Annotated in this window: 27 protein-coding genes and 1 pseudogene; 18 read left to right on the forward strand and 10 right to left on the reverse strand. The window is 41.9% G+C overall.

Features of this window, described 5'->3' with window-relative positions; genetic code table 11:
- Positions 1-11: 11 nt before the first annotated feature.
- Genes rsmD through ACJMKR_RS00065 form a run of 3 tightly spaced genes read right to left on the reverse strand, consistent with a single transcriptional unit; the run spans position 12 to position 3,310 of the window.
- The gene (rsmD, locus tag ACJMKR_RS00055) at positions 12-587 is read right to left on the reverse strand and encodes a 16S rRNA (guanine(966)-N(2))-methyltransferase RsmD (RefSeq protein WP_423063236.1); all 576 of its coding nucleotides are present in this window, start codon (positions 585-587) and stop codon (positions 12-14) included.
- Between the two features lie 7 nt (positions 588-594).
- Positions 595-1,938, reverse strand: coding sequence for a M16 family metallopeptidase (locus ACJMKR_RS00060; RefSeq protein ID WP_423063237.1), 1,344 nt, complete (start codon positions 1,936-1,938; stop codon positions 595-597).
- A gap of 1 nt (position 1,939) precedes the next feature.
- Positions 1,940-3,310, reverse strand: a complete 1,371-nt coding sequence (locus ACJMKR_RS00065; protein WP_423063238.1) for a M16 family metallopeptidase — start codon at positions 3,308-3,310, stop codon at positions 1,940-1,942.
- 116 nt (positions 3,311-3,426) lie between these two features.
- Between ACJMKR_RS00065 and ftsY the strand changes: the two genes are divergently transcribed.
- From ftsY to ftsX, 3 genes are read left to right on the forward strand one after another with little or no spacing between them, the layout of a single operon-like run.
- Complete coding sequence (ftsY, locus tag ACJMKR_RS00070; protein WP_423063239.1) at positions 3,427-4,407, forward strand: signal recognition particle-docking protein FtsY; 981 nt, start codon at positions 3,427-3,429, stop codon at positions 4,405-4,407.
- Between the two features lie 23 nt (positions 4,408-4,430).
- Positions 4,431-5,102, forward strand: coding sequence for a cell division ATP-binding protein FtsE (gene ftsE / locus ACJMKR_RS00075; RefSeq protein ID WP_423064252.1), 672 nt, complete (start codon positions 4,431-4,433; stop codon positions 5,100-5,102).
- Entirely contained in the window at positions 5,092-6,042 is a 951-nt protein-coding gene (ftsX, locus tag ACJMKR_RS00080) for a permease-like cell division protein FtsX (protein ID WP_423063240.1), read from the forward strand. The genes ftsE and ftsX overlap by 11 nt, the downstream gene beginning before the upstream one ends.
- Here ftsX and ACJMKR_RS00085 read toward each other — a convergent pair whose 3' ends face one another.
- Entirely contained in the window at positions 6,043-7,092 is a 1,050-nt protein-coding gene (locus ACJMKR_RS00085; RefSeq protein ID WP_423063241.1) for a Fic family protein, read from the reverse strand. It lies immediately after the preceding gene.
- 163 nt (positions 7,093-7,255) lie between these two features.
- On the opposite strand from ACJMKR_RS00085, the gene rpoH reads away from it, so the two are divergent.
- From rpoH to rsmB, 7 genes are all read left to right on the forward strand, one after another.
- Positions 7,256-8,128, forward strand: a complete 873-nt coding sequence (gene rpoH / locus ACJMKR_RS00090; protein WP_423063242.1) for an RNA polymerase sigma factor RpoH — start codon at positions 7,256-7,258, stop codon at positions 8,126-8,128.
- A 28-nt stretch (positions 8,129-8,156) separates the two neighbouring features.
- A complete protein-coding gene (locus ACJMKR_RS00095) occupies positions 8,157-9,005 on the forward strand; it encodes a DsbA family protein (protein ID WP_423063243.1) in 849 nt (282 codons plus the stop codon).
- Positions 8,950-9,087, forward strand: coding sequence for a hypothetical protein (locus tag ACJMKR_RS00100; protein WP_423063244.1), 138 nt, complete (start codon positions 8,950-8,952; stop codon positions 9,085-9,087). The genes ACJMKR_RS00095 and ACJMKR_RS00100 overlap by 56 nt, the downstream gene beginning before the upstream one ends.
- A 72-nt stretch (positions 9,088-9,159) precedes the next feature.
- Positions 9,160-9,297: a hypothetical protein gene (locus ACJMKR_RS00105; protein ID WP_423063245.1), complete on the forward strand. Its 138-nt coding sequence runs from the start codon at positions 9,160-9,162 to the stop codon at positions 9,295-9,297.
- A 101-nt stretch (positions 9,298-9,398) separates the two neighbouring features.
- On the forward strand, positions 9,399-10,298 hold the full coding sequence (glyQ, locus tag ACJMKR_RS00110) for a glycine--tRNA ligase subunit alpha (RefSeq protein WP_423063246.1): 900 nt from the start codon (positions 9,399-9,401) through the stop codon (positions 10,296-10,298).
- A 1-nt stretch (position 10,299) separates the two neighbouring features.
- Positions 10,300-12,369: a glycine--tRNA ligase subunit beta gene (gene glyS, locus ACJMKR_RS00115; protein ID WP_423063247.1), complete on the forward strand. Its 2,070-nt coding sequence runs from the start codon at positions 10,300-10,302 to the stop codon at positions 12,367-12,369.
- Entirely contained in the window at positions 12,366-13,706 is a 1,341-nt protein-coding gene (rsmB, locus tag ACJMKR_RS00120) for a 16S rRNA (cytosine(967)-C(5))-methyltransferase RsmB (protein WP_423063248.1), read from the forward strand. The genes glyS and rsmB overlap by 4 nt, the downstream gene beginning before the upstream one ends.
- Before the next feature lie 19 nt (positions 13,707-13,725).
- On the opposite strand, the gene ACJMKR_RS00125 is transcribed toward rsmB, so the two are convergent.
- Both ACJMKR_RS00125 and ACJMKR_RS00130 read right to left on the reverse strand, forming a co-directional pair.
- Entirely contained in the window at positions 13,726-13,923 is a 198-nt protein-coding gene (locus tag ACJMKR_RS00125) for a DUF378 domain-containing protein (RefSeq protein WP_423063249.1), read from the reverse strand.
- A gap of 712 nt (positions 13,924-14,635) precedes the next feature.
- Positions 14,636-16,174 (reverse strand): transposase, encoded by a 1,539-nt coding sequence (locus ACJMKR_RS00130; RefSeq protein ID WP_423062600.1) that lies wholly within the window; start codon positions 16,172-16,174, stop codon positions 14,636-14,638.
- 3 nt (positions 16,175-16,177) lie between these two features.
- Here ACJMKR_RS00130 and ACJMKR_RS00135 point away from each other — a divergent pair, with 3 nt between their 5' ends.
- On the forward strand, positions 16,178-17,323 hold the full coding sequence (locus tag ACJMKR_RS00135) for a hypothetical protein (RefSeq protein ID WP_423063250.1): 1,146 nt from the start codon (positions 16,178-16,180) through the stop codon (positions 17,321-17,323).
- Between the two features lie 590 nt (positions 17,324-17,913).
- Here the strand turns inward: ACJMKR_RS00135 and ACJMKR_RS00140 are convergent.
- The 3 genes and pseudogenes from ACJMKR_RS00140 to ACJMKR_RS00150 form a co-directional block, all read right to left on the reverse strand.
- On the reverse strand, positions 17,914-18,075 hold the full coding sequence (locus ACJMKR_RS00140; RefSeq protein ID WP_423063251.1) for a hypothetical protein: 162 nt from the start codon (positions 18,073-18,075) through the stop codon (positions 17,914-17,916).
- An 18-nt stretch (positions 18,076-18,093) separates the two neighbouring features.
- Positions 18,094-18,177, reverse strand: a pseudogene (locus ACJMKR_RS00145) (hypothetical protein); the annotation flags it as partial.
- 63 nt (positions 18,178-18,240) lie between these two features.
- Positions 18,241-19,056: an IS982 family transposase gene (locus ACJMKR_RS00150; protein WP_423063252.1), complete on the reverse strand. Its 816-nt coding sequence runs from the start codon at positions 19,054-19,056 to the stop codon at positions 18,241-18,243.
- 218 nt (positions 19,057-19,274) lie between these two features.
- Between ACJMKR_RS00150 and ACJMKR_RS00155 the strand changes: the two genes are divergently transcribed.
- Entirely contained in the window at positions 19,275-19,772 is a 498-nt protein-coding gene (locus ACJMKR_RS00155) for an O-antigen ligase family protein (RefSeq protein ID WP_423064253.1), read from the forward strand.
- A 21-nt stretch (positions 19,773-19,793) separates the two neighbouring features.
- On the opposite strand, the gene ACJMKR_RS00160 is transcribed toward ACJMKR_RS00155, so the two are convergent.
- Positions 19,794-20,231: a universal stress protein gene (locus ACJMKR_RS00160; RefSeq protein ID WP_423063253.1), complete on the reverse strand. Its 438-nt coding sequence runs from the start codon at positions 20,229-20,231 to the stop codon at positions 19,794-19,796.
- Positions 20,232-20,621: 390 nt separating this feature from the next.
- Here ACJMKR_RS00160 and rpmH point away from each other — a divergent pair, with 390 nt between their 5' ends.
- The 6 genes from rpmH (at position 20,622) to mnmG (ending at position 26,334) form a co-directional block, all read left to right on the forward strand.
- On the forward strand, positions 20,622-20,756 hold the full coding sequence (gene rpmH, locus ACJMKR_RS00165) for a 50S ribosomal protein L34 (protein ID WP_423063254.1): 135 nt from the start codon (positions 20,622-20,624) through the stop codon (positions 20,754-20,756).
- The gene (gene rnpA / locus ACJMKR_RS00170) at positions 20,756-21,106 is read left to right on the forward strand and encodes a ribonuclease P protein component (protein WP_423063255.1); all 351 of its coding nucleotides are present in this window, start codon (positions 20,756-20,758) and stop codon (positions 21,104-21,106) included. The genes rpmH and rnpA overlap by 1 nt, the downstream gene beginning before the upstream one ends.
- Positions 21,061-21,321 (forward strand): membrane protein insertion efficiency factor YidD, encoded by a 261-nt coding sequence (gene yidD, locus ACJMKR_RS00175; protein ID WP_423063256.1) that lies wholly within the window; start codon positions 21,061-21,063, stop codon positions 21,319-21,321. Before rnpA ends, yidD begins: the two co-directional genes overlap by 46 nt.
- A 4-nt stretch (positions 21,322-21,325) precedes the next feature.
- On the forward strand, positions 21,326-23,050 hold the full coding sequence (gene yidC, locus ACJMKR_RS00180; RefSeq protein ID WP_423063257.1) for a membrane protein insertase YidC: 1,725 nt from the start codon (positions 21,326-21,328) through the stop codon (positions 23,048-23,050).
- Between the two features lie 16 nt (positions 23,051-23,066).
- Positions 23,067-24,395, forward strand: coding sequence for a tRNA uridine-5-carboxymethylaminomethyl(34) synthesis GTPase MnmE (mnmE, locus tag ACJMKR_RS00185; protein WP_423064254.1), 1,329 nt, complete (start codon positions 23,067-23,069; stop codon positions 24,393-24,395).
- 67 nt (positions 24,396-24,462) lie between these two features.
- Positions 24,463-26,334, forward strand: a complete 1,872-nt coding sequence (gene mnmG, locus ACJMKR_RS00190) for a tRNA uridine-5-carboxymethylaminomethyl(34) synthesis enzyme MnmG (protein ID WP_423063258.1) — start codon at positions 24,463-24,465, stop codon at positions 26,332-26,334.
- Positions 26,335-26,377: the final 43 nt, after the last annotated feature.

Consider the following 26,377-nt stretch of genomic DNA (forward strand, 5'->3'; position numbering starts at 1 on the left):
AATCTGAGTACTTACCCCGATTGACGCTTAAATAGACTGTAAATGAGGGTCGATGTTTTTTTCCATCGAAATGTTTCCCAGTCGACAGGTAGGGGCAGCGGTGACAAACTACCGTCCATTTCGACATAGATTAAGGCGCCCGCTTCTAAATCATTGCTACCTTCTAACCAATCGATAGTTGCTGGTATCAGATTTTGAAAAAAAGGCGGGTCTAAAAAAACAATATCGAATGGAGCGTGTTTTAATGTAAGCAGTGAATCGGGACATTCGGCTTGAATAATATCTGCGAACGATTCAACATTCAATGTTGCTACGTTTTTCTTTAACGACGCAATCACCTCCGGTGAATTATCAACAAATGTTACATGTTTTGCACCGCGTGATAAAGCCTCAAACCCTAAAACACCACTACCAGCGAATAAATCCAGACACGTCGCACCTTCGATATCGTTCATTAGCCAATTAAATAAAGTTTCGCGAATACGATCATGAGTTGGGCGTAATCCCGGAATTGCAGGAAAGGTGATCTTTCGAGAGCGCCATTTCCCTGCGATAATGCGAACCTTTCCGCTTGGTTGATTAACCATGTTATGACTACTTGTTATTCTTTAAACCGACGACAACAATCTTCATTTTATCTGGATGAATTTCATTCTGAAATGCCTTTTTAATTTGATCAGGCGTTACGGCCTTCACACGGTCGCGATAGGTGTCTAAATAATCCAGTGGTAAACGATAAAATGCAATGTTGGAAACGTTTGCCACGATATCACTATTGGTATCGATTTTTAAAGGAAAGCTACCTAACAAATTTTGTTTTGCATCTTCGACTTCAGATTTTGTTGGGCCGTTTTTGACATAATTGTGCAAGATTTTCTGAACAAGCTGCAATGCATCGCTGGCTTTATCGGATCGCGATTGGAAGGCTATTGCAAAAGGACCTCGATATTGCAGTGGAACAAGTTGACTTTGTATGTCATACACCAAGCCACGCTGATTTCTAACTTGGTCAAACAAAATAGAGGCCAATGGCAACCCACCTAAAATATGATTACCAATCGTTAACGGAAAATACTGGGGATTTTGATGTGTGATGCCAACCTGCCCTAATATGATCGTATTTTGTTTGGCAGGAAACTGAATAAACTGATAACCGCTTTTTTCTGTATATTTTGCTTTATCAAACATCGGTGCGTGTTCACCTCGGGGTAAAGATCCTATAACCTGCTCTGCAACAGTGTTAGCCTGATCTTTCGAAACATCACCGACAATAATCACATTCGCATTACTGCCCACGTAATATTTTTGATAAAAAGAAGTAACCTCAGCGCGCGTTAATGCTTTTATCCTATTTAAAGTACCTAAACTGGGATGTCCATAAGGCTCATCACGATACAAAGCATGATAAAAAGCTTGTGCCGCAATGGTGCTGGGCTGTTGATAGCTTTGCTGAATAGCCGCTAGGGTTTGATTTTTTACACGTTGAAATGCTGTTTCTGGAAAACTGGGTCGCGTTACAATGTCTGTAAATGTGTTCAATGCGGGCGTCAAATATTTTGATGCCGTGAGGCTGCGCAGACTAACTGTCGCTTTATCACCATCCACATCACCAGCGACTTGTGCACCCACACTATCAAGCGCATCGGCAATTTGGTTGGCATTTTCGGTTGTTGTACCCTCATTCAGCATGGAATTAACAAACGACGCAAGACCCCATGCTTTACCGTCATACGCAGAACCTGCCGCAAACACGATTTGCACATCCACCATAGGAATTTGAGGCGCATTGACAAAATAAACGTGCGCACCATTGTTTGTTTGCCAAGTTTGAATATTAACGATGGGTTTAGCTGCTGCATAAAGTGGTAATGAAATAAAAAGAAAACTAACAAGCGACAGTTTTGCACCCACCTTCAAGCCGATAAATTTTATTTTCATTTTAATGTATCCCCGGTGCTGATAAGGGTTGTGTCACAACAGGCTCCTTGCCATGAATCGGTGTGGGATGCAACACCGCGATGGTGAGTCGTTTTGACGTTAAATAACGTTTTGCCACTTCTTGCACCTCTTTCGCTGTGACTTTATTAATTTCCGTCACATATCGTGCATCGACGCGCCACGACAGTCCGATCGTTTCAGGTATACCGATGTCCATCGCCTGATTTGATAAAGAATCTTTTTCATATACATTCTGTGCAATCACTTGCGCTTTTACACGCTCAAGCTCTTGTGGGCTTACCAATTGCATTTGAATGTCACTAACTTGTTTTGATAGCGCTTCTTGCAACTGTTTTATCGAGTGTCCCGGTGTGGGCACACCGGCTAATAGAAACAAACTGCTATGAAGCGTATATAAATTATAAGAAGCTTGCGCTGTAATCGCGATTTGTTGACCACGAACAAGATTTTCTGTAAGTCGCGAACTATCACCGCCGGCTAAAATGGCAGACAACACATCTAAGGCATAAGGCTCCCATTTTTCTTTTGCTGTCACTAACGATGGCGTTTGATAGCCCATCAACAGTAGGGGCAATTTTGCTGGCGCATACACATCAACATGCTTTGTGTCTATTTGAGGAATTTCAGTTCGCGGTTTTAAAACGGGTACTGGTCTCGCCTTTAAAGGGGAAAAATATTGCTTCGCTAACGCCAAGACTCGTTTAGGTTGTACATCACCAACTACAACGAGAATCGCATTGTTCGGTACATACCAGGTATGATACCAATCTCGAACATTTTGCACAGTCATATGCTTTAAATCTGTCATCCATCCGATCGCCTGATGGTGATAAGGATTATTCACAAACGCTGTTGCCATAAATCGTTCGTAGGTCGTTGCATTAGGATTATCATCAAAGCGCATGCGCCGCTCTTCCATGACGACCTGAATTTCTTTTTCAAAGTCTTTTTTGCTGAGTGTTAAATTATTCATGCGATCGGCCTCGAGTTTAAAACTCAACGGTAATTTATCCACCGACAATTGTTGGTAATACATCGTCTGATCGTTAGCCGTCATCGCATTTTGTTGGCCACCATTTTGAGCCATCAATTTTTCAAGTGTCCCCGCCGGATATTTTTGAGTGCCTCGAAACATCATATGTTCTAACACGTGCGAAATACCGGTGATGCCATTGTGTTCATAACTACCCCCAACTTTGTACCAAACGGATGTGAAGACAACCGGTGCCCGATGATCTTCTTTAACGATGAGAGTAAGACCATTATTTAACCGATATTGTGTTACGTTGTTAGCCAACGCAATCAGCGGCAAGCATAGCAAAGCCAGTCCAATGAAGAGTTTTCGAATCATTTTAACCTCGTCCGGCTGTTCCTGGCCTTAATTCAATGCTAGGATAGAATTTGTTCATTGTAATGTAAATACAGGAGTTTCGCCAAGGCAAAACTCGCGAATACAGGAATTTTCCAGTGGTTTTTGGGTTTTCAAAATCAAAAAAAAAGAACGGCGATGCCGAAGAAAAACTACCTAAAAAGAAACTGTTCGGCAAACTGGGTGAACGCCTAAAGCGCACACGCACAAATTTCACCAACGGTATTGCCAATGTGGTTTTAGGGAAAAAAACCATTGACCGCAACTTACTGGAAGAGCTTGAAACCACACTACTTTTAGCAGATGTCGGTGCTGAGGCTAGCCAAGAGATATTGGACAATTTGTCCGAGCAAGTGGCGCGTAAGGAGTTAACGAACCCAGAGGCATTGATTGATGCTCTGCGAAATCAATTATTAGCCATTTTATCATCGTCCCAACAGCCCTTAACGATTAACACCACTCCTTTTGTCATTCTCATGGTGGGCGTAAACGGTGTAGGCAAAACCACAAGCATCGCCAAGCTTGCACATTATTTTCAACAACAAGGCAAAAAAGTCATGTTAGCAGCCGGCGATACATTTCGTGCCGCGGCAGTTGAGCAACTAGAAGTATGGGGCACACGTAATAATGTCCCGGTTATTGCACAACACTCCGGTGCTGATAGTGCTGCTGTTGTTTTTGATGCCATGCATTCCGCGGTGTCAAAAAATATTGATGTGTTAATTGCCGACACGGCAGGAAGATTGCACACACAAGATCACTTGATGGCTGAGTTACAAAAAATTAAACGCGTCATCGGAAAAGTTATTCCTGGTGCACCGCATGAAACGATGTTAGTCATCGATGCTGGCACAGGTCAGAATGCTTTAAATCAAGCAGATCAATTTAACAGCGCAATTGGCTTATCAGGAATTACGCTCACAAAACTCGATGGAACAGCAAGAGGCGGTATCATTTTTGCAATTGCAAAAAAAATGCGACTCCCTATTCGATTTATTGGCGTTGGTGAAACCATTGACGATTTAAGACCATTCGATGCAAAGCAATTCGTAGATGCATTATTTGAAAAGCAGGAATAATTGCCATGGAAGCCCAGCACACAATGATTCGTTTTGCCAACGTTAGCAAAAATTATCCCAATGGCCATCAGGCGCTCTCAGATGTCAGCTTTTCACTCGATCGTGGTGAAATGGTTTTTTTAACGGGACACTCGGGTGCTGGCAAGACTACATTACTCAAGTTAATAATGATGATTGAACCGCTGACACAGGGACAGATTTTTATTAACAATCGAAATTTAACGCGACTCTCAACTCGACACATCCCTTACCTGCGTCGCCACGTCGGTATGATCTTTCAAAACCCACAATTACTCCATCATCGCAGCATATTTGATAATGTCGCGATACCCTTAGTTATCACAGGGTACCATCAAAAAGAAATTAAGCGGCGGGTTCGTGCTGCATTAGATAAAGTGGGATTACTCAAAAAAGAACGATTGTTCCCAGCATCTCTATCGAGTGGCGCACAGCAGCGTGTTGGAATTGCGCGCGCGATAGTTAACAAGCCCATGATTGTTTTAGCCGATGAGCCAACAGGCAATCTGGACCCTGAATTATCATTTGAGATTATGCGGTTATTCGAGGCGTTTAATAATGTTGGCGTTACGGTGGTAGTGGCCACTCATGACTTGTCATTAATTGCTCCGCTAAACCATCGCATTATGACTTTAAAAGCAGGGCAGCTTGTGGGAGATCAGGGTAATGAGCACTAAATCAAACCACCATCAATTTAACCCTATTATTAGCTGGTTTTTAAATCACCTTCGCGCGTGTGTGTTTGGTTTTGGTGAGGTGATTCGGGCACCCTTGGCGAGCATTATGACAGTTGCGGTGATCGGTATCGCCATGTCATTACCGGCTGGATTTTATTTATTATTACAAAATTTTCAATCGATCAGCAAAGCATGGAATGACACGCCTTCTATTTCTTTATATTTAAAGCAAGGCATCGCTAGCGTTCAAATCAATCAACTGCTGGCTGATTTAAAAAATCGCCACGACATAAAAACCGTCACCTATATTTCACCGGAACAAGGACTCAATGAATTTAAAAAAACGACCGAATTTGGTGATGTTGCCGACACACTAAAAAATAACCCTCTGCCTGGCGTCATTGTGGTAACGCCTATTCAGCATAAGCAGCGCCCTGCCGACATGCAAAGTTTATTTACCAACTTAAAGACATTGCCCACCGTTGATTTTGCACAACTCGATATTGCGTGGGTAAAACGGCTGTATTACCTCATCACAATTGGTAAACGTGTGATTTATACGATCGCTATTTTGTTTGGTATCGGCGTCATTCTTATTGTCGGCAATACCATTCGATTAACAACACAAAATCATCGGCAAGAAATCATGATCTTAAAATTAGTCGGCGCAACAAATGCGTTTATTCGCCGACCGTTGCTCTATCGTGGACTCATGTACGGCCTATTTGGTGGCTGCCTCGCTTGGTTATTTGTGAGTTTATCGCTGTGGTGGCTTTCAAGCCCCACTACCCATTTGGCTCAAACCTACGGCACAGTTTTTGTCATCAAGGGATTGAGTCCACTCACCGGAGCTAGCATTCTACTCATTTCAGCTATACTGGGTTTTTTAGGCTCTTGGCTTGCGATCCGCCGACATCTCACGGCGCCGGAGAATCTTTAATTATGGCAACGTATACCAGGTTGACCGCGCCTTGCCATGTCGTATTAACATTTTGTTTTTGACTAAGTCTCGCAGTCTATCTTTTATAGTGCCCTTTGGCGCACTTGTTAAAACTTCTATTTCCGAAATTGTTATTCGTCCTCTTTCTTTAACTAAGCTTAATATTTTCACAGATAATTCTGGCAAGTTTTGTAAAAGAATTTTTTCTGTTTTAGCTTTTTTCATCAAGCGATCTTTTTGTGCCTTGAGTGCTTGTAAAAAAAATATTAACCAGGGTAGCCAGTTTTGCCTTTCGGCACCTAACGTTTTTTGCGTTTGTCGCAAAGATAAATAAAATTTATCTTTGTTTTCTTCTATAACATGTTCTAACGACGCATAGAGAACATAATCATATCCTTCACGCAACAACATTAGTGTGGCGAGAATCCGAGACAAACGCCCATTACCATCTTGAAATGGATGAACCGCAAGAAAACAAACGACGAATACAGCGATGATTATTAATGGATGTAATTGTCCTTTTGATTGCTCTTCACGAATCAATGAGACCAATCCCATCATCTCTCTTGGCGTGTCAAATGGAGAGGTTGTTTCAAAAATCACACCTAAGCTCTCTCCATTTTCATCAAATGTCTCAACATGATTTGGATGTTTTTTATACTCGCCTCGATGCCGAACATCTTTAGAGCTATGCTTCAATAAAACACCGTGTAACTGCTTAATATGGTTTTCTGTCAGGTTAATCTCCCGCCAAGACTCGAATACTAAATCCATGGCTTCAGCATAGCCAACAACTTCTTCCTCATCACGCGATGCGAATGAAGTACGATCAACCCCCGACAACAGTTGTTCTACCTCTGTATCTGATAGTTTTGCTCCCTCGATTCTTGTCGAGGAACCGACACTTTCTATAGTCGCTACCTTTTTGAGCGCATTCAGCCTTTCAGGAGAAAGATGCTTCAATGCTTCCCAGCCACCTTTAAATTCATCGATCTCTGCGATAAGCTTCAATATCTCAGGTGTAATCTCTATGTCAATCTTGTCAATCATGGGCGCATCCGCAAATCCAGCCAATTTCATCCAATTATATCTGATTTCTCCTGATAAATCCTCACACCAACTCTCATCTATAGCACTAGAGGCAAAACAATGATAAAATTAGCTCCCAAACAATGGATAACTTATTCAATAACATACCAATTTAAGACAGTCTATGAGCACCTATTTATCATGCATTGGTGAAAAATCGCTATCCGTAGGTAGCCTCGGTTCTTATATCAACTGGGTCAACCAGGTCCCACTGCTATCGCTGGAAGAAGAGCAAGAACTTGCTCAACGCCTAAAGCAGCACAATGATCTAGAGGCCGCCCGAAAGCTCGTCATGTCTCACCTGAGATTTGTCGTGAAAATCGCTCGTGGGTACTCCGGTTACGGACTTCAGCAAGCTGACCTCATCCAAGAAGGCAATATCGGTTTGATGAAAGCCGTCAAACGCTTTGATCCAAACGTAGGTGTTCGTCTCGTATCTTTCGCGGTTCATTGGATTCGCGCTGAAATCCATGAATTCGTTTTACGAAATTGGCGTATTGTAAAAATTGCAACAACCAAGGCGCAGCGAAAGCTTTTCTTTAACTTACGCAAACACGCTAAAAAGCGTGGTTGGTTCAGCAACGACGAAGTCAAAGCCGTTGCCGAACAATTAAATGTAAGCCATAAAGACGTTCGCCAAATGGAGGCGCGTCTCAATAATTATGACGAATCTTTCGATGGTAGCAATGATGGTGACAGTGGCGAATCAGGCTCATCCTGGACGACTGCTCCCGCGCACTATTTGGAAGACAAGCGTAACCAAAACCCTGCAACTCTATTAGAAAAGAGCGACTGGTCTAACGATCAGGAAACTCGTTTGTATCGTGCGCTACAAACATTGGACGACCGTAGCCAAGATATTTTGCAGCAGCGTTGGTTAAATAAAGAAAAATCGACTTTGCACGAGTTAGCTGAAAAATACAAAGTTTCTGCTGAACGCATTCGACAGCTTGAACAAAATGCTATGAATAAAATGCGCGAAGCAATGGGAACATAATATTCACAACCATAAGGGGAAATTTACTGTGAAAATACGCCAAATTTTAACCACGTCGCTTGTGGTTGGTGCTTTTTTTGCGAGTACATCCGTATTGGCAGAGACAACAACAACTATGCCATCAACGCAATCCACAACGACTACGCAAACTAGCTTCACTCCACAACAAGTACAAGATATTCAAAAAATCGTCCATGATTACCTCATCAGTAATCCGAACGTTTTAGTGGAAGCTTCACAATCATTGCAAAAACAAACGGAACAAAAACAAGAACAATATGCAATGCAGGCCATTGAGAAAAACAAACAACAGCTTTTTAATGATCCTGCTAGTCCCGTTGCCGGCAATAAAAATGGTGATGTGACATTGGTTGAGTTCTTTGACTATCAGTGTGGCCACTGTAAAGCGATGAACCAAGTTATTCAAAATATCGTTAAGAAAAATGAAAATTTACGCATTGTCTTTAAAGAGCTTCCTCTTTTTGGCAGCAACTCACAATTTGCGGCTAAAGCATCCCTCGCTTCGATGAAACAAGGTAAATACTATGCATTCCACGATGCTTTACTGAGTGCAGACAATCCGTTAACGAATGATAAAGTATTACAAGTCGCTAAAAAGGTGGGGCTTAACGTAAAAGAATTGAAGAAAGATATGAATAATCCTGAAATTGCAAAGCAATTACGTGACAACTTCAAGCTAGCTCAATCGTTACGTTTGATTGGAACACCAACCTTCGTGATGGGTAATAAATCATTAACATCGTTTAAGTTTATACCCGGCGCGACCTCGCAAGAAAACCTGGAGCAGCTAATTACGCAAGTTGGCCAGTCAGGAAACGGCGAAAACAGCACCGATACCAGTACCACAACAGATTAATAATACGCAAGCGTGTCGCGATGCTCGTGATAGATTATTGCCATCCCTGTCAATAATCGACTCGCAATACGCGACAACTTAAATAGCCGCGGACGTCCTCGTCGCCCGCGCTCCGCGACCTCACGGCTCGACTACGCACGGGCTCTCAAATGACTTGACGGCTCGTAAAGATTTTTTGCAGTCGCTTACGCTCGGCAAAAAATCCGAGCCTACCGCGGAATACGCGCCTTCGCTTCGCTCTCCATGGCGCGCATCGATAGCATTGTATTTAGCCAGCAGTTCTTATATATAGGACTGCTGGTTTTTTTTGTGTATTATAGTTTGGTAATTCAGGCAAACACCTATTTCAGCAGGTAATTTGAATATTTATTAATGACTAGTGAAGAATGAAGAGTGAAAAACTTAAGCTTCCAACAAATAATTCTAACGCTCCAGCAATACTGGTCTGACCAAGGCTGTATACTCTTGCAACCCTATGACATAGAAGTAGGCGCTGGGACTTTTCATCCTGCTACATTCTTGCGCGCGATTGGCCCTGAACCCTGGCATGCCGCTTATGTCCAACCCTCAAGACGCCCTACCGATGGTCGTTACGGTGACAACCCCAATCGTTCACAACATTACTATCAATACCAAGTCGTATTAAAGCCCTCACCCGATGACATTCAAGAACTCTATTTAGGTTCATTAAAAGCGCTGGGTGTTGACCCCCTGCTGCACGACATTCGTTTTGTCGAAGATAATTGGGAAGCCCCTACACTGGGCTCTTGGGGTGTCGGCTGGGAAGTTTGGCAAGACGGAATGGAAATCACCCAATTTACATATTTCCAACAGGTCGGTGGCTTGGAATGCAAACCTGTGACGGGTGAAATTACGTATGGCCTGGAAAGATTAGCGATGTTTCTACAGGGCGTCGACAATATGTTCGATTTAGTCTGGACTGAAACCCCAGAAGGCATCATCACATATGGCAATGTTTTTCATCAAAATGAAGTTGAAATGTCCGCTTACAATTTTGAACAAGCGAACGTCGATGCACTATTCAAACAATTCGATTATTACGAATCAGAAGCGGAGCGCTTAATTGCAGTAGAACTGCCTTTGCCTGCATATGAAATGGTATTGAAAGCCTCTCATGCCTTTAACTTATTGGATGCACGCCAAGCATTGTCAGTAACCGAACGTCAGCGATTTATATTACGCGTGCGCAAACTAGCACACGCGGTAGCTGAGGCTTATTACAACATGCGTGCAAAACTTGGCTTTCCGATGTTAAATAAAGAGGCAGTTTAATATGTTGGCAAAAGATTTCCTCTTAGAAATTGGTTGTGAAGAGCTACCACCCGCCAGATTACAAAAACTATCGCGCACTTTAGCGGAAAATATTAAAACTCAACTGGATGAAGCCGAATTAAGTTATAAGAACGTTCAGGCTTTCGCTACACCACGACGCTTAGCCGTGCAAGTATCTGACTTGATCGAGAGCCAGCCGCCTCGAGAAATCGAACGACAAGGGCCTAGTTTAAAAGCGGCATATGATAAAAATGGTACCCCGACCCTCGCTTGTTTAGGTTTCGCGCGCTCTTGTGGAATTTCTACTGATCAACTCAAAATAAAAGAAACCAAAAAAGGAAAATGGGTCTATTGCCGACTCGAACAACCCGGCAAACCTACCGTCGAATTATTACCAGAAGTAGTGAATGCGGCTATTAAAAAATTACCCATAAGAAAACCTATGCGATGGGGAAATCACGATACCTTATTTGTTCGGCCAGTACATTGGGTTGTCATGCTATACGGCAAAGAACTAATTGAAGCTAGTATTTTAGGGCAATCGACGTCGCGAGAAACGCGCGGACATCGTTTTCATCACACAAAACCCATATCGATTACACAAGCAAAAGACTATCAACAATTACTGCATACACACGGCATGGTTATGGTGGATTATGAAAAACGCCGTGAACAAATTCGCAAGCTGATTGATAAAGCAGCCGCTAAAGTGGGTTCTGCCATCATCGAAGAAGACTTGCTTGATGAAGTCACCTCCATGGTTGAATGGCCAACAGTACTGTTAGGGCAATTTAAATCTGAATTTTTGGAATTGCCGCCTGAAGTGTTGATTACTTCGATGAAAGTACATCAACGCTGCTTTCCCGTTGTTAATAACAAAAACGAATTACAGTCTTGTTTTGTATTAATCAGCAACATCGACAGTAAAAATCCCAAGGCCGTTATTCAAGGTAATGAACGCGTCATCAATGCGCGATTGGCCGATGCCTCGTTTTTTTACGATAATGATTTAAGACAAACATCAGAAAGTAGGTTAGAAAAATTAGAAGGAGTCGTTTTCCAGCGTCAACTAGGCTCTGTCGGCGATAAAGCAAAACGCATTTTGGCATTATCCGGCTTTATCGCAAAACAGTTGGATGAAGATACAATTCTCGCAAAGCGTAGTGGTTTATTAGCAAAATGTGATCTCGTGAGCGAAATGGTCTATGAGTTTCCATCGGTACAGGGCACAATGGGTTATTATTATGCGCTACACGACAACGAGCCTAAAGAGGTTGCGCTTGCAATTAAAGAACTATACCAGCCTCGATTTTCTGGAGATGAGCTGCCCGCAACAGCAATCGGGTGTTGCGTTGCACTGGCAGATCGATTGGATACATTAATCGGTATTTTAGGCATTAATAAATCGCCTACCGGCGACAAAGATCCCTTTGCACTACGACGTGCCGCACTCGGCATATTACGGATCATCATCGAAAAAGAGTTGCCACTGGATTTATTGCAATTACTCAAACACGCGCATAAAAATTACGAAGCCGATTTACCCAACCAAGATGTCGATCAACAAGCCTTCGAGTTTATCATGGATCGTTTACGTGCCTGGTATCTCGATAAAAGCATCTCTCCTGACGTGTTCGCCGCAGTGTCGGCCTGCAAACCCACCGCGCCATTAGATTTTCATCAGCGTATTCAAGCTGTGCAACAATTCCAAACTCTGCCGGAAGCAGGCGCACTCGCCGCTGCGAATAAACGCGTCAGCAATATTTTACGAAAACAAGCGCAAGGAGTTCATTTAGAAGAAGTCGATGACTCATTATTTGAATCGGATGCAGAGCGCAATTTAGCGAATTTATTAAAATCTGAAACGAAAACCGTCGAGGATTTGTATAAAAAAGCGGATTACCAAAAAGCGTTAAGTGAACTATCAACGTTAAAGGAACCCGTCGATACCTTCTTTGATGAAGTAATGGTCATGGTCGATGATCAAAAAACTCGAAATAACCGACTTGCTTTATTGGAATCGCTTCGAGCATTGTTTTCACGTGTTGCCGATATTTCATTACTATCATGAATCCTAGAGCCCAAGCCGCACTTATTGTTAATCAAGTCACTCATAAACAACGCTCGTTGGATACAGCGCTTTCAAACTTACGATCGCAGCAGCCCTCGGGGTCTCCACGCTCCGTGCCACTTCGTCGGACAGAAGAGGACTATGGATTAATCCAGGAGTTGTCGTATGGCACTCTGCGCTTTTATCATCGTCTTAAATTGATAGGAGAAAAATTATTACTCTCGCCCTTGAAACCAAAATATCAAGATGTATTTGCGTTGTTACTCGTTGGGCTCTATCAATTATTGTATACTGATATTCCAGAATATGCCGCGGTATCCGAAACCGTTACTGGTGCAAAAGCGCTAAAAAAACCTTGGGCCACAGGATTACTCAATAAAACTTTACGACGCTTCATCAAAGAAAAAAACGAATTTTTAGTGCTTGCCGATAAAGAATTGTCGAGCCGGTATGCGCATCCATTATGGTTTATTGAAGCGATTCAAAAAGCATGGCCGAATGATTGGGAAACCATCCTCGCCGCCAATAACTCCCGGCCTCCGATGGTGTTACGTGTAAATTCCCGAAAAATATCGAGCGAAGATTATCTATCGTTACTGAAGGAAAAACATTTATCCGCAACCCAAGTTCCTGATCTACCCTATGCTATCCGCCTTGAAAAACCAGTGCCTGTTAAACAGTTGCCAAAATTTGAAGAAGGCTTTGTATACATTCAAGATTCTGCAGGTCAATACGCCGCACCCCTTTTAGATTTAAAGCCGCAACAACGCGTGTTAGATGCCTGCGCAGCACCGGGCAGTAAAACTACTCATACCCTGGAAACGGAGGCGGATTTAAAAGCATTAATCGCTATTGATAGTGACTCAAATCGAATGGGGCGAATTAAAGAGAATATCGCTCGGCTCGGATTAACCGGTGATAACATTACATTAATCACCGCTGATGCTGCCGATACTAAAAAATGGTGGGATGGTAGCTCTTTCGACCGGATATTATTAGACGCGCCCTGCTCGGCCACGGGTACAATTCGCCGTCATCCCGATATTAAAATTCTGCGAAAAGAGAGTGATATCGCGCAACATGCAGAAGTACAAATGAAATTACTAAACGCACTCTGGCTTTTGTTGAAAAAAGATGGATTATTGCTCTACTCGACGTGCTCAATATTACCGGAAGAAAATGAAAATACTATCGATAAGTTTTTATCCGGGCACAGCGATGCAAAAGCACTGCCTATTGAGATTGCCGACAGCATCGTATTAAACCACGGACGACAACTCCTGCCTAAAAAAAATGCTCATGATGGGTTTTATTACGTGCTTTTGCAGAAAAATTAAAAAGACTAATGAGTCACTACTAATTGAATCGTTTTACATTGATTAGCAAATAAATAGCACTGACTCCAATCAAGCCGTAAAAAATGGTCAATAAGTGTCGGATCGGAATATGACTGACGATAGCATTAATTAAATTAAAATCCGCGAGCGCAATCAAGCCCCAATTAATGCCGCCTAAAATTACTAATATGATTGCAATCCAGTGAAGAATTTTCATCGATACCTCTGTTACTGATTCTAAACTTCGAACCTATTTTTTTCAAATTTAATTAAATGCCTAAGCATAAAGGTAACTCAAACACACTAGTATATTAGCCTTTGATTATGGTAATGTTAGAGTCTGATATCTATTTACTAATCCATACAAGATCATTGGTGAAATCAATATTCAAGTGATTTTCACCATCAAATAAATAATACTTCATATAATGCAGACCCTTATTACACAAGATTGAGTGCTGACTCTATAAACAGCCTAGCATACTAGAAATGAACAACGCCAGGTAAAATCTTGGCTTTATCAGAGAGTCATTAAAAAAAGGAATTTTTATGCTAAATCTTCGCACCATACCAGCCAATATGACATGGGCTGTTTTTGGTCAAATAAGCTTCAACCTAACACAGTGGCTAATGATTTTGGCCCTCACCCAACTTAGCAATGTTAGCTCGGTAGGGTTATTGACTCTAGCGTTTTCAATCACAGCTCCCATTATCATGTTTTCAAATTTACGAATGCACTTACTGCTAAGCTCAGACGTGAAGCACGATAACACATTTGCCGATTATTTTATACTTCGTCTACTTACAACCGCAATTGGCCTGGTTGGTATTATTTTATTGTCTTTTTACATTGTTAATACATTGGACTTTGGATAAATAAAATCCCTTGCCAGTTAGGACAATAATCAAAAAATGTGAGTTTCTAAATCTTAAGCTGTTTTTTGCAGCAATTCGTAGAATTGCTCAGGTGTAAAATTTATTTTATCCAACCATGATTTTACTATCCCAATCAAATCCTCTATTTTTTCAGGGTCTGAGTTTTGCGTCTTTTCTTCAGTCCTCTGAATCGTTTTAATTTTTGAGTTGCTATTTTTGAAAATAGCAGGATGTCGCGTGCGTTTCCCCTGCGTATCACCTTTGGTTCTGCCTTGCGGATTACCGCGTGGTTTGCAGAGATTAGCAGGCGTGCCAACGGTATCAAGCACCGTAGAAAAACCCCGTTGCGTTTGTGAAGGGGTCGCAGTTATTGATGGTTTTTCGTTATCCACTTGGAAGCTCGGCAAATACCGCTCCCATTTTTTCGGTAAAATCGGGGCAAGATTCCTCGCTAGATAAAGTTGCGTATACGCTAATGCTGTCATCCGCCACCAATCTTCTTCGTGCTTAACATCCGGTGTTTGGTATCGGTCAAATAACAGTTTGTCTTTACCAAAACGAAAGTAGTGTTCAATGTCATAGCGTCTATCGTAATAGTGATAGGCTTCTAATGCTGTGATTTCATTACGTCGTTCACCAGCGAGTCCTAACCAGAGTGGATTTTTATATAAAGATTTACCGTTAGCATCAACCGCAACCAATTGCACAACAGTAACAGGATGCTCATATCCTTTAAATTGCTTTGAACCACGCAGGAATTGGTCACGCCATATTTTAATCTCCAATTGGTAAGTTTTGCCACTGCGGGTTGTAATGGGTTGCTGCACAATCTCATCGGATTCACGGTGAGTCGTGCTGTCGTTTAGTTTCATCGCATCACCATAGCGTTTTATACTTCCTGAGGTATTATCTTCTATTGATGCGGGCGCGAAAACATTACGGGTACTGTTAAAACGGAAAAGATGTACCCAATTGGGATTTTCGCTAACCAGTTTACGGCAAGCTTCTGTACCATATTTTGAATCAGCCACGCTAACCACCAATTTATGAGTAAGCGCTAAGTCTGCAATACAACGGTTAATTTGCTGCATCCCAACTACATTGCCTTTTTCATCGCTTTTAACGCGCCTCGTATCCAGTGGAACTAACCAATGCTTTTCTTGAGCTGCACCATCATTGGGCAATAGTGATACCGTTGAATATTCATGTCCAATGGTAATCGGTTTGTTACCCGGTGCTGGATTAGGGCTGTAAACCACATGGCGATCTTCAACACAGTGTGCACTTTGACGCGACTGTGGTGTCGTATCCGCAATAATGATCACACGGTCATCGCTATGACTCACATGTTCATATTGTATTTTCATCATGCTATCCCAACAATTTGCTACCGACAAACCATCGCTAATCGCATCGGTAATACTACTGTATTCACGTTCAAAGTATGGCGATTCACATAATTCTATGGGTGTTTTGCAGCGATGGCCATGGCTTGAAAGGGCATCGAGTAAATTCATATTGGCATCGCGTCGCGCGGGGAAGATGTTGTAGAGGAATGTACGGAATTGTTTTAGTTTTTCTGTCGCTAACATCGTTTGTTCCTTATTTTATTTTTTCGAACAAACGTTGTTTACAACGTAAAATTTTTTTTCGGTTTCTATGTCAAGCAATTTTTAATTATTTTTATAAATTTATCCAAAGTCCAAAATACAGAAAATCGCTTGGTAATTATTTCCATTGGTTTCGCTAAGGGGTTTGAAGCAATGAGCGACATCTGCTACGCATTAATTCGACAGCACGAGCGCGTCATGTATATAGCACTCTCTCAAATATTAAAAGGTGCCATTATGCTTGTGAGCTTTTTATCTGCTATTTATTTTACACATAATCTGGGTATCGCTTGCCTTTGCATTGCGTTCTCGTGGTTCTTAATACTCGTTGCTTTCGACTGTCCGATCGCCATAAAAATGACTTCGATTGATAGTCCAATAAAAAAATTCTATTTCAGTCTACATTTTTTCTTTCGAAACAAAAGATTTAAAAAAATAAAAAAATTAGTTTATATGGGAATTCCTTTGGGTACAGTAGCCGGACTAAACTCGATCAATACCAATATTCCGAAGTATTTTATATGGAAAATACTAGGTAATAAAATGCTGGGATATTTCACGCCTCTTAGTTACATTTTTAATATTTCACTAGTAATTATTGGACTTTTGTTTGCGACGACACTTCCACGGTTAGCGCGATATTACAATGATCATGACGACAAAAAATTTTATGCACTCACTATTAAATTAATTATGTTAGCAATATTCATTGGTCTTGCTAGCATGCTAATTGCCTACTTTTTTGCACCACAAATATTGAGTCTTTTCTTTGGGAAAATCTATTCAACTTATGCAAATGTGCTTTTTTATCTTATGTTGGCTGCAACGTTTAACTACGTTGCTATTATTTTTATTTACTTGCTGACTGCTATTCGCACATTAAAAATTCAGGTTATTCTGTTTAGCCTAGCAGTAATTATAACGGCTACTTTAACCTATGTTTACATCTATTCCCATCAATTAATGGGCGCAGCTATTGCCGAAACCGTGGTTGGGGCATGGTTGATGCTAAGTTTTGGGCAATCGTTTTTTTCCATACAACCAAACAGCACTGGGATACAAAAAGGAGCGTTTTTTATAACGTGTATGAATGACCAAAACGCACCCGATAAACTATTTATTAATTCTTAGCATCATTTTGTTGCCAGCTACGAGGCTTCAGATTGATCACAGCCCCCTCACATTAGGCGCAATCCTGCTTGTAATGTATTGTATTTTTGCCTTTGTAATCGGCATAAAAATAACGCCCAGTCTAAAGTTATTTATAAAATTATTTTCAATACTGGCCCTTTGTCTTAGTGCCGGCGTCATATTCAATGCATATAAGTTAGGCGGAGTCAACTCAAAAACCTGGCATGATATATTTGCCTACGGGTTTATTGTCGTATTTATACTAGCATTAAACTGTAAGAAGGTAGAATTAGGAAAATGTATCAAAATTGCCAGTATTGCCATTCCGATTTTTTATATTATATTTTTTTTTGATCTCGACTACTGGTATCAGCACTTTAGATTCTCAGGTTTATCTAAAAATCCAAACCAATTTGGCCTTGCCCTTTTAGGAATTCCATTAGTTATTATTTATCACTATAAATCTTCTAGCCACTTAACACGGTTAATCACGATAATTAGCTTCATTTTATGCTTGATGATGAGCTATTATAATATGACCAATGCTTTATTCGCGTCATGGGCCTTAATCATCACGATCTATACTAACCTCAGTTCTGGATAACTGCGTATAAATTATTCTTTATATTGTTGGTTTTTATTCCTGGTTTGTTTGGTCGCCAAGAATAGGCAATTAGCGCTGCAAGGGTATTGACTAAAAAATTAATCGGACTACGATGACGCGAATGCTCAACATGATACAAGTTTTTCAACTGATCGATAATCGTTTCTACGATGCCACGTTGTTTTAGGAAAAACTTTTCACAAGCGTGTCGCGATGCTCGTGATAGATTATTGCCATCCCTGTCAATAATCGACTCGCAATACGCGACAACTTAAATAGCCGCGGACGTCCTCGTCGCCCGCGCTCCGCGACCTCACGGCTCGACTACGCACGGGCTCTCAAATGACTTGACGGCTCGTAAAGATTTTTTGCAGTCGCTTACGCTCGGCAAAAAATCCGAGCCTACCGCGGAATACGCGCCTTCGCTTCGCTCTCCATGGCGCGCATCGAATGCAGAAAGCATTTTGTTCTTCATATTTTTACGGACTTTTGTCACAAATTTTAAATCGTGTTTTGCCAAATCGTCCGCAAGATCTTTTCCAAGATACCCTTTATCGCCAGCGCCCAACCCCTTTAAATTAGCCATTAATTTTCTAACAACAGCGCGATCATCCACGTTCCCTTTCGTTAAACAAAAACGGATTAATTCCCCTTGATGATTAATCACAATATGTAGTTTAAAGCCGTAAACCCAGCCCATTGTGCTTTTACTGCGTTTAGCAATGCCTTTGAAAACCTTGTTTCGATAAATTCGTTTATTGTGGCATACGCGTAGTGTAGTTGAGTCAATATAATACAATCCCGTGTGTTTGCCCTTTCTCGAAAGCAAATAGGCGGCGAGCATCATTAGCGCTGCTGATTGGCAGGCGACAAAACGTGTGTAACTCAGCGCCGTAGGAAAATACTTCTTCATGTCTTGTAAAACACATCCACAATAAAAATCCTTAAATGTGCGATAGTGACTCATTTGAAACAACACAATGATGGTGCCAATTTCAGACAAGCTCATTTGCATCGCTCGATCTCGTTTTCTGTCTGGGTTCGGTAGCAAATACTTTGATTGACCTTTCAAATAATCCTTGCAAAAATCATCCATATCACAAAAAATCTCCGTGACCGGTGCCAACATGATTAACTCCTGTTACATTATTTAGCTGTAATTTTGGAGCTAAATTTTAGCGGTTCCGGTCTTTTTTTCAATTATTTCATTCACTTATTCCTTTTCTTATACAGAACTCAGGTTATACTATTTACCAATCTACCCGATATTTATATAGCTCTACCCTAACACGTGTATTGTGGATATTAACCTGTCTGGCAATAATCACACTATCCGTAGCTGAGTTTTTGTCTCTACTAAACTACATGCTCTCTCTTATACATCACAAGGATTTGTTCAATGTGCTTATTCATGTGAATACAGAGTTTTTTGTTAGACTCAAGCTCTGGCATAAAAGTTTAGAGTTAATATCAAAAAGTATCCTGGTTGGATTTGGGCCCGGCAGTTTTCTTCATAATACAGCCAGCCATAGCACCCATTATGAAGCACATAATTTATTCGTAGATCTATTACTACAAGGAGGAGTGATTGCCTTAATCACGTTCATCGTTTTTTTACTGAATATTTTCAAATACAGTTTAAAAAATAAAATTCAGTTTTTTCTTACACTCGCTATTCTCATTTTTTCTTGTTTTCATTTTACATTGCGTCAACCCATATTATGGATTTATTTCTTCTGGATACATCGAACAGGCTATGAAGGAATCGCTTCTCGTGAGACAATTTTAGAAAAAACGAGCAGCTCAACCGATGACACGAGTGTTAAAGAAGTTAGGAGCGTGTGAACAAGCCCTGAACTTTGCAAATTATTCTTTTACTCTGACTGCCAATACATCACATTTCGCTCCATGCAAAATGGCATTCGATGTTGAGCCCAACAACAACCTCACCCCGTGACGTCCATGACTGCCAACAACGATTAAATCGACATGGTGCTTTTCAGCTTCTTCAAGAATCAAAAACTTTGCCGGACCCACTTTAACGATTTGATGATCTTCAGGAATATTATACTTCGTGGCAACCTTAGCCATTGATTTCTTAGCTTCGTCTAACAGCGCTTCTTCCACATCAACGCCCGCAGAAACTCCATAAGCAGCCCCATAATTGCTCATGTGTTCAACCGCATGTGCTAAATACGGCTGTGACGCTCCAGGAACGACTAGGCCTTGAGCCTTCTGAATCAAGAGTTGATCCGACTCAGGAATGAGCTCCAATGCTATTAAAACCCGCTTGTAATTATGCATACGAATTCCTTTGTGTTTAGGGTAACAGAGGTAGACACAATGTATTATAAGATCAACGCCACGAAGAATCCAAGTTTATATCCTGTGGATAAGCTGTGTTGACTGTGTATATCAATCAAAAGACCAAATTCTTATCCACCCCCACCCTCAACATATTCGTGTTTCAGACAAGGTTCATCAACAGGCAAGTTGCATCGTAACTATATGATTTAGATATTATTTTACGGTTATCCACAGAAAATCGCCGTACTATAACTACCTCTACTATCTAAATATTGATAATAGTAAGATAGGATTGTATAAAAACTATGATTTGACAGGTTGGCTTGGACTGCTCTATGATGGCGAGTTCTGTAATACGTTGAATTGACGACAGGAAAGGTAAATTTCATGAAACGAACGTATCAACCTAGTAAAATCAAGCGCAAACGCACCCATGGCTTTCGGGCAAAAATGAAAACATCAGGTGGGCGGAAAGTATTAAATCGTCGCCGTGCAAAGGGTAGAAAACGCATAGCTGTCTGATGTTAAATGCTTTTTCTCCACAGGCGCGGATTCGAACGAAAGATCAGTTTCAACGTGTCTTTAGTAAACGTCAGCGCTTATTTGGACAGTTTTGTGTGCTTTACTATCGGAGTAATACCGAAAAACACCCTAGACTAGGGGTGATAGTGAGTAAACGCAATGTGCGCAAGGCAGTTGCACGAAATCGCTTTAAGCGGGTAGCTCGTGAGGCTTTCCGCACACAGCAACAGGCCTTGCCTGCAGTGGATATCGTAATCATTGCTAAGTTGGGTGCAGGTGAGAAGACGAAAAAAGAGTTACAGCGATGCTTAAATCAGCTTTTCAAGCAATTAATCGCTCAATACGGCTAATTTTTATTGGGCTCATTAAAGCATATCGATTACTGATCAGTCCGGTATTGGGTAATTGCTGCCGTTTTTATCCGTCCTGCTCTTGTTATGCTGAAACGGCAATTCGTCGTTTCGGTATTTTTAAGGGAATTTTTTTGGCGGCCTATCGTTTGCTGCGATGCCATCCTTTTCATCCAGGCGGCTATGATCCCGTCCCTAAGAAAGTAGAAAGATGATCTTATGAATATCAAACGAATTATTCTCTACGTTATCGTTGCTGCATTAGCACTCATATTAATTAACGCTTGGTTCAAAGATTATCCGCCACAGCAGGAAAAAGCAGCGCCACCTGTGAGTGAACAATCCGCTAAACAAAGTGACAACTCAACATTTTCGCCGACGACCTATAATCCAGAAACATCCGCACAAACTAACAAAACAGGTACCGACAAGGTTAAAACACAGGAAGTACCAGCCGGTCGTATAATCACAGTAAAAACAGATGTGTTCGATGTTAACATCGATAGCAACGGTGGAAATATCGTATCGGTGAAATTACCCAAATATCCTGTATCGGTAGAAGAAAAAAATACACCCGTGACGTTGTTAACCACCGAACCCGATCAACTTTATGTTGCTCAAAGTGGACTGACTAATACGGGGCCTAATGATCAGGCAACAGTGACCCAATTTTCGTCGGCACAGAAACAATACATATTGCAAGATGGTCAAAATGAGTTAGTGGTGAAATTAACGGGGCGCACAGCCAACGGATTATCGGTTGTAAAAACCTATACATTTCATCGCAATGATTATGCCGTAAAACTAAACTATCAAGTGACCAATACGTCTGGTAAAAAATGGGCGGGCAGCCTGTTTACGCAACTCAGGCGCAAGAAACCGTCCGCATCGGGTCACCACTTCTATACACGCGCTTATGTAGGTGCGGCTATTTCTAGCCCGCAAACACCTTATGAAAAAGTAACGTTTAAATCAATGGATGAAAAAAACATTAATCGCAACAGCAAAGACGGCTGGGTTGCTATGCAAGAACATTACTTTCTGAGTGCCTGGATTCCCGGTGATCCTAGTTTAATTCATCACTACTATAGTCATGTCATTCAACCTAAGACGGGTGGCGAAAACACGTATATTATTGGGTTCGAGAGCCCCCAAATGAATCTAGCAACTGGGGAGAAAACAACGAGTGGCGCAACAATTTATGTGGGTCCAGAAATTGCTAAAAACCTGAGTGCGCTAGCGCCGGGGTTAGATCATACGATTGATTATGGTTGGTTGTGGCCAATCTCAGTCATTATTTTTTGGATAATGCATAAAATCTTTTTGTTAGTGCGCAATTGGGGTTGGGCGATAGTCATTACGACGATTCTAATTAAAATTCTTTTTTATCCCCTCACCGCAAAAAGTTTTCGTTCGATGGCGCGCATGCGTGAAATGCAGCCGCGAATGCAAGCGCTTAAAGAGCGTTATGGTGATGATCGTCAAGCGCTAAGTAAAGCGACGATGGAGTTATATCGTAAAGAAAAAATAAACCCATTGGGTGGTTGCTTACCCATGGTGATACAGATTCCAGTATTCATTGCGCTTTACTATGTATTAATTGAAAGCGTCCAATTGCGCCAAGCGCCTTTTATTTTTTGGATTCACGATTTATCAACGAAGGATCCTTATTATGTATTACCGATTTTAATGGGTATCAGTATGCTATGTCAGCAATGGTTATCGCCGACTTCGACTGATCCAACACAACAAAAAATGATGTGGGTGTTGCCAATTGTGTTTACCATCTTTTTCGTAAACTTCCCAGCGGGTTTAGTTTTGTATTGGTTGGTAAATAACATTGTGCAAGTACTTCAGCAGTGGTATGTCAACAAAACATTTGAAAAACACAAAGCAAAAGTACAAGCTAGAAAGAAAAAGAAGAGAAAATTCTTTAAATTCTAAAAGTTCTAATGACACGATTGCGGCGCAAGCGACACCTTCGGGTCGAGGTGGCGTAGGAATTGTTCGTGTGTCAGGCCCAAACGCACAGCAAATTGCAAGAGCAATTCTTGGCGTGCTTCCCAAAATACGTTACGCAGAATACCATTTATTTAAAGATCATAACGCTGCAATCATTGATGAAGGCATCGCGTTATTCTTTTCGGGGCCAAATTCTTTTACTGGTGAAGATGTGCTTGAACTTCATGGACACGGAGGCCCGGTGGTCATGGATCGTTTATTGCAAGCGATCTTAAAAGCCGGTGCGCGTTTGGCAAAACCGGGTGAATTTTCCGAGCGTGCTTTTTTAAATAATAAAATTGATTTGGCGCAAGCAGAATCCATTGCCGATTTAATTAATGCGAGCTCACAAGAAGCCGCGCGATGCGCTGTGCGATCACTTCAAGGTGAATTTTCTCGGCGCATTCATAACATAGTAGATCAATTAATAGAACTACGAAAATGGGTTGAAGCGTGCATTGATTTTCCTGAAGAAGAAATCGATTTTCTAAAAGATGAACGAGTTCAAGAAGCGCTACAAAAAATTATTCTCGATGTCTCTCAGGTTTTATCGTCTGCCAAGCAAGGCGCCCTTTTGCAAGAAGGCATGACGGTTGTGATTGCTGGAAAACCCAATGTGGGTAAATCGAGTTTGCTCAATCAATTAAGTGGAAAAGATAGCGCAATTGTGACGCACATTGCAGGCACCACGCGCGATATTTTACGCGAATATATAAACATCGACGGCATGCCGTTGCATATTGTCGATACGGCTGGTTTGCGAAACAGTGATGACCCCATTGAGCAGGAAGGTATGCGTCGTGCGCAACAAGAAATATCGAATGCTGATGCATTAATCTTAATGACCGATCCAACGGAAGAAGGAAAACCAGAAATACCAGAAATATCAGCGCACATTAGAAACATCCCTATTATTCTCGTTAAAAATAAAATTGATATAACGAATGAATGTGCAGAAAAAATTAACGCCAACGAACAGACGGTCATAAAATTATCGGCAAAAACAGGTGTCGGTATTGATCTCTTAAAAAATTATTTGAAAGAATTAATGGGCTATCACAAAACGGACGAAAACAATTTTATTGCTAGGCGACGCCACGTTAATGCACTCGAAAACGCAAAAAGCGCATTAGAAAACGGCCTGTCCCAACTGCGCGATGCCAATGCCGGTGAACTATTAGCCGAAGAACTGCGCTTGGCGCAAAATAGCTTGTCACAGATCACCGGTGAGTTCACATCAGATGATTTGCTCGGCGAGATATTCTCATCGTTTTGTATTGGAAAGTAGGACCTGGCCGGGAGGCATTTGCGGCTAACTCATGGTAAAATCTCACCACTTTTAAAGGGTAAAAGCCATGAATAAAGACCAAATCTTTGATGTGATTGTCGTCGGCGGGGGCCATGCGGGCACCGAGGCCGCGCTCGTGGCTGCGCGCATGGGGGCGAGAACACTGCTTCTCACACACAACATTGAAACGCTGGGTCAGATGTCTTGTAACCCGGCGATTGGTGGCATTGGGAAAAGCCATTTGGTCAAAGAAATTGATGCGCTGGGTGGCATCATGGCGCGCGTTACAGATCACGCCGGCATTCAGTTTCGTGTTTTGAATTCACGCAAAGGCCCTGCGGTGCAGGCCACACGCGCGCAAGCCGATCGCGTGCTTTATAAAGCAGCCGTGCGCCAAGCCTTAGAAAATCAACCCAATCTCTGGATTTTTCAACAAGCGGTAGATGATTTAATTCTGGAAAAAAATCGCGTCGTTGGTGTCGTGACTCAAATGGGTTTAACCTTTCGCGCTCAAGCCGTAGTGTTAACTGTGGGCACATTTTTAGGCGGAAAAATTCATATTGGTTTAAATAATTTTAGTGGTGGACGTGCCGGTGATCCGCCGTCGATTGCTCTTGCTCAACGTTTGCGTGAACTACCCTTTCGTGTCGAACGCTTGAAAACGGGAACTCCGCCTCGCATCGATGGGCGCACCATCGATTATTCGCAACTGCAAGAACAACCCGGCGATACGCCCTGCCCGGTCATGTCGTATTTGGGTGCGATTGAAGAACATCCGACACAAGTTTCTTGTCACATTACACACACCAACGAAAAAACGCATGACATTATTCGCGCTGGTCTTGATCAATCGCCGATGTTCACGGGTATTATCGAAGGCGTGGGTCCGCGTTACTGCCCTTCTATCGAAGATAAAGTGAATCGTTTTTCTGATCGCGTTTCGCATCAAATATTTTTAGAGCCTGAAGGATTAAGCACGCCGGAAGTTTATCCGAATGGGATTTCCACGAGCTTACCGTTTTCCGTGCAACAAGAATTTGTGCACAGTATGAAAGGATTAGAAAATTGTCACATCACGCGACCCGGTTATGCAATCGAATATGATTATTTTGATCCGCGTGATTTAAAAGCTTCGCTTGAAACAAAACATATTGCCGGGCTTTATTTTGCAGGGCAAATCAATGGCACGACGGGATATGAAGAAGCCGGTGCGCAAGGTTTAATTGCCGGCATGAATGCAGCGCGACAGGTGCAACAGCAAGAACCTTGGACGCCGCGCCGAGATGAAGCCTATATTGGTGTGTTGATTGACGATTTAATTACGCGCGGAACTAACGAACCTTATCGTATGTTTACGAGTCGCGCGGAGTATCGATTATGGTTACGGCAAGATAATGCAGATTTGCGTTTGACTGAAAAAGGTCGCGAATTGGGTTGTGTTGATGATGTACGCTGGGAAACATTTTCTCGCAAGCGTGATGCGATTCAAAATGAGAAAGCGCGTTTGCATCAACTTTGGGTTCGACCCGATACCGAATTGGCGAAAACCTTTGCGGTAAATTTTAATCAAACGATCGAACGCGAACAACGAGTGCTCGACCTACTCCGGCGACCCGAAGTAAGTTATCCACAGCTTATGCAGATTAATGGTTTGGGACCGGGACTTGATAATCCGGTCGTTGCCGAACAAGTTGATATTCAGGCTAAGTACGATGGGTATTTAAAACGTCAGCTCTCAGAGATTGCTCGTCATAAGAAAAATGAAACGGCCCGCATTCCTGAGGATATTGATTACGATCAGGTGACGGGATTATCGAACGAAGTGCGCCAAAAACTGATCGATATTCGGCCTGGCACGATTGGGCAGGCAACGCGGATTCCCGGAGTAACGCCCGCGGCGATTGCATTGCTGTTGGTTCATTTGAAGAAAAGAGCCTGATTTTAATTGCCTTCTCGTCTTCGCAAGCAATTGAAATTCACTA

Source organism: Candidiatus Paracoxiella cheracis, assembly GCF_049348705.1.
Taxonomy (GTDB): Bacteria; Pseudomonadota; Gammaproteobacteria; order Coxiellales; family Coxiellaceae; genus Paracoxiella; species Paracoxiella cheracis.

Bases quoted from the DNA above. Each gene is read 5' to 3' on its own strand.
- ACJMKR_RS00130 (WP_423062600.1), bottom strand. From the start codon at position 16,174: ATGTTAGCGACAGAAAAACTAAAACAATTCCGTACATTCCTCTACAAC.
- rsmD (WP_423063236.1), bottom strand. From the start codon at position 587: ATGGTTAATCAACCAAGCGGAAAGGTTCGCATTATCGCAGGGAAATGG.
- ACJMKR_RS00085 (WP_423063241.1), bottom strand. From the start codon at position 7,092: ATGATTGACAAGATTGACATAGAGATTACACCTGAGATATTGAAGCTT.
- rpmH (WP_423063254.1), top strand. From the start codon at position 20,622: ATGAAACGAACGTATCAACCTAGTAAAATCAAGCGCAAACGCACCCAT.
- rsmB (WP_423063248.1), top strand. From the start codon at position 12,366: ATGAATCCTAGAGCCCAAGCCGCACTTATTGTTAATCAAGTCACTCAT.
- ftsE (WP_423064252.1), top strand. From the start codon at position 4,431: ATGATTCGTTTTGCCAACGTTAGCAAAAATTATCCCAATGGCCATCAG.
- mnmG (WP_423063258.1), top strand. From the start codon at position 24,463: ATGAATAAAGACCAAATCTTTGATGTGATTGTCGTCGGCGGGGGCCAT.
- ACJMKR_RS00060 (WP_423063237.1), bottom strand. From the start codon at position 1,938: ATGAAAATAAAATTTATCGGCTTGAAGGTGGGTGCAAAACTGTCGCTT.
- ACJMKR_RS00150 (WP_423063252.1), bottom strand. From the start codon at position 19,056: ATGTTGGCACCGGTCACGGAGATTTTTTGTGATATGGATGATTTTTGC.
- glyS (WP_423063247.1), top strand. From the start codon at position 10,300: ATGTTGGCAAAAGATTTCCTCTTAGAAATTGGTTGTGAAGAGCTACCA.
- ftsX (WP_423063240.1), top strand. From the start codon at position 5,092: ATGAGCACTAAATCAAACCACCATCAATTTAACCCTATTATTAGCTGG.
- rpoH (WP_423063242.1), top strand. From the start codon at position 7,256: ATGAGCACCTATTTATCATGCATTGGTGAAAAATCGCTATCCGTAGGT.
- ACJMKR_RS00065 (WP_423063238.1), bottom strand. From the start codon at position 3,310: ATGATTCGAAAACTCTTCATTGGACTGGCTTTGCTATGCTTGCCGCTG.
- ACJMKR_RS00160 (WP_423063253.1), bottom strand. From the start codon at position 20,231: ATGCATAATTACAAGCGGGTTTTAATAGCATTGGAGCTCATTCCTGAG.
- rnpA (WP_423063255.1), top strand. From the start codon at position 20,756: ATGTTAAATGCTTTTTCTCCACAGGCGCGGATTCGAACGAAAGATCAG.
- yidC (WP_423063257.1), top strand. From the start codon at position 21,326: ATGAATATCAAACGAATTATTCTCTACGTTATCGTTGCTGCATTAGCA.
- yidD (WP_423063256.1), top strand. From the start codon at position 21,061: ATGCTTAAATCAGCTTTTCAAGCAATTAATCGCTCAATACGGCTAATT.
- ACJMKR_RS00125 (WP_423063249.1), bottom strand. From the start codon at position 13,923: ATGAAAATTCTTCACTGGATTGCAATCATATTAGTAATTTTAGGCGGC.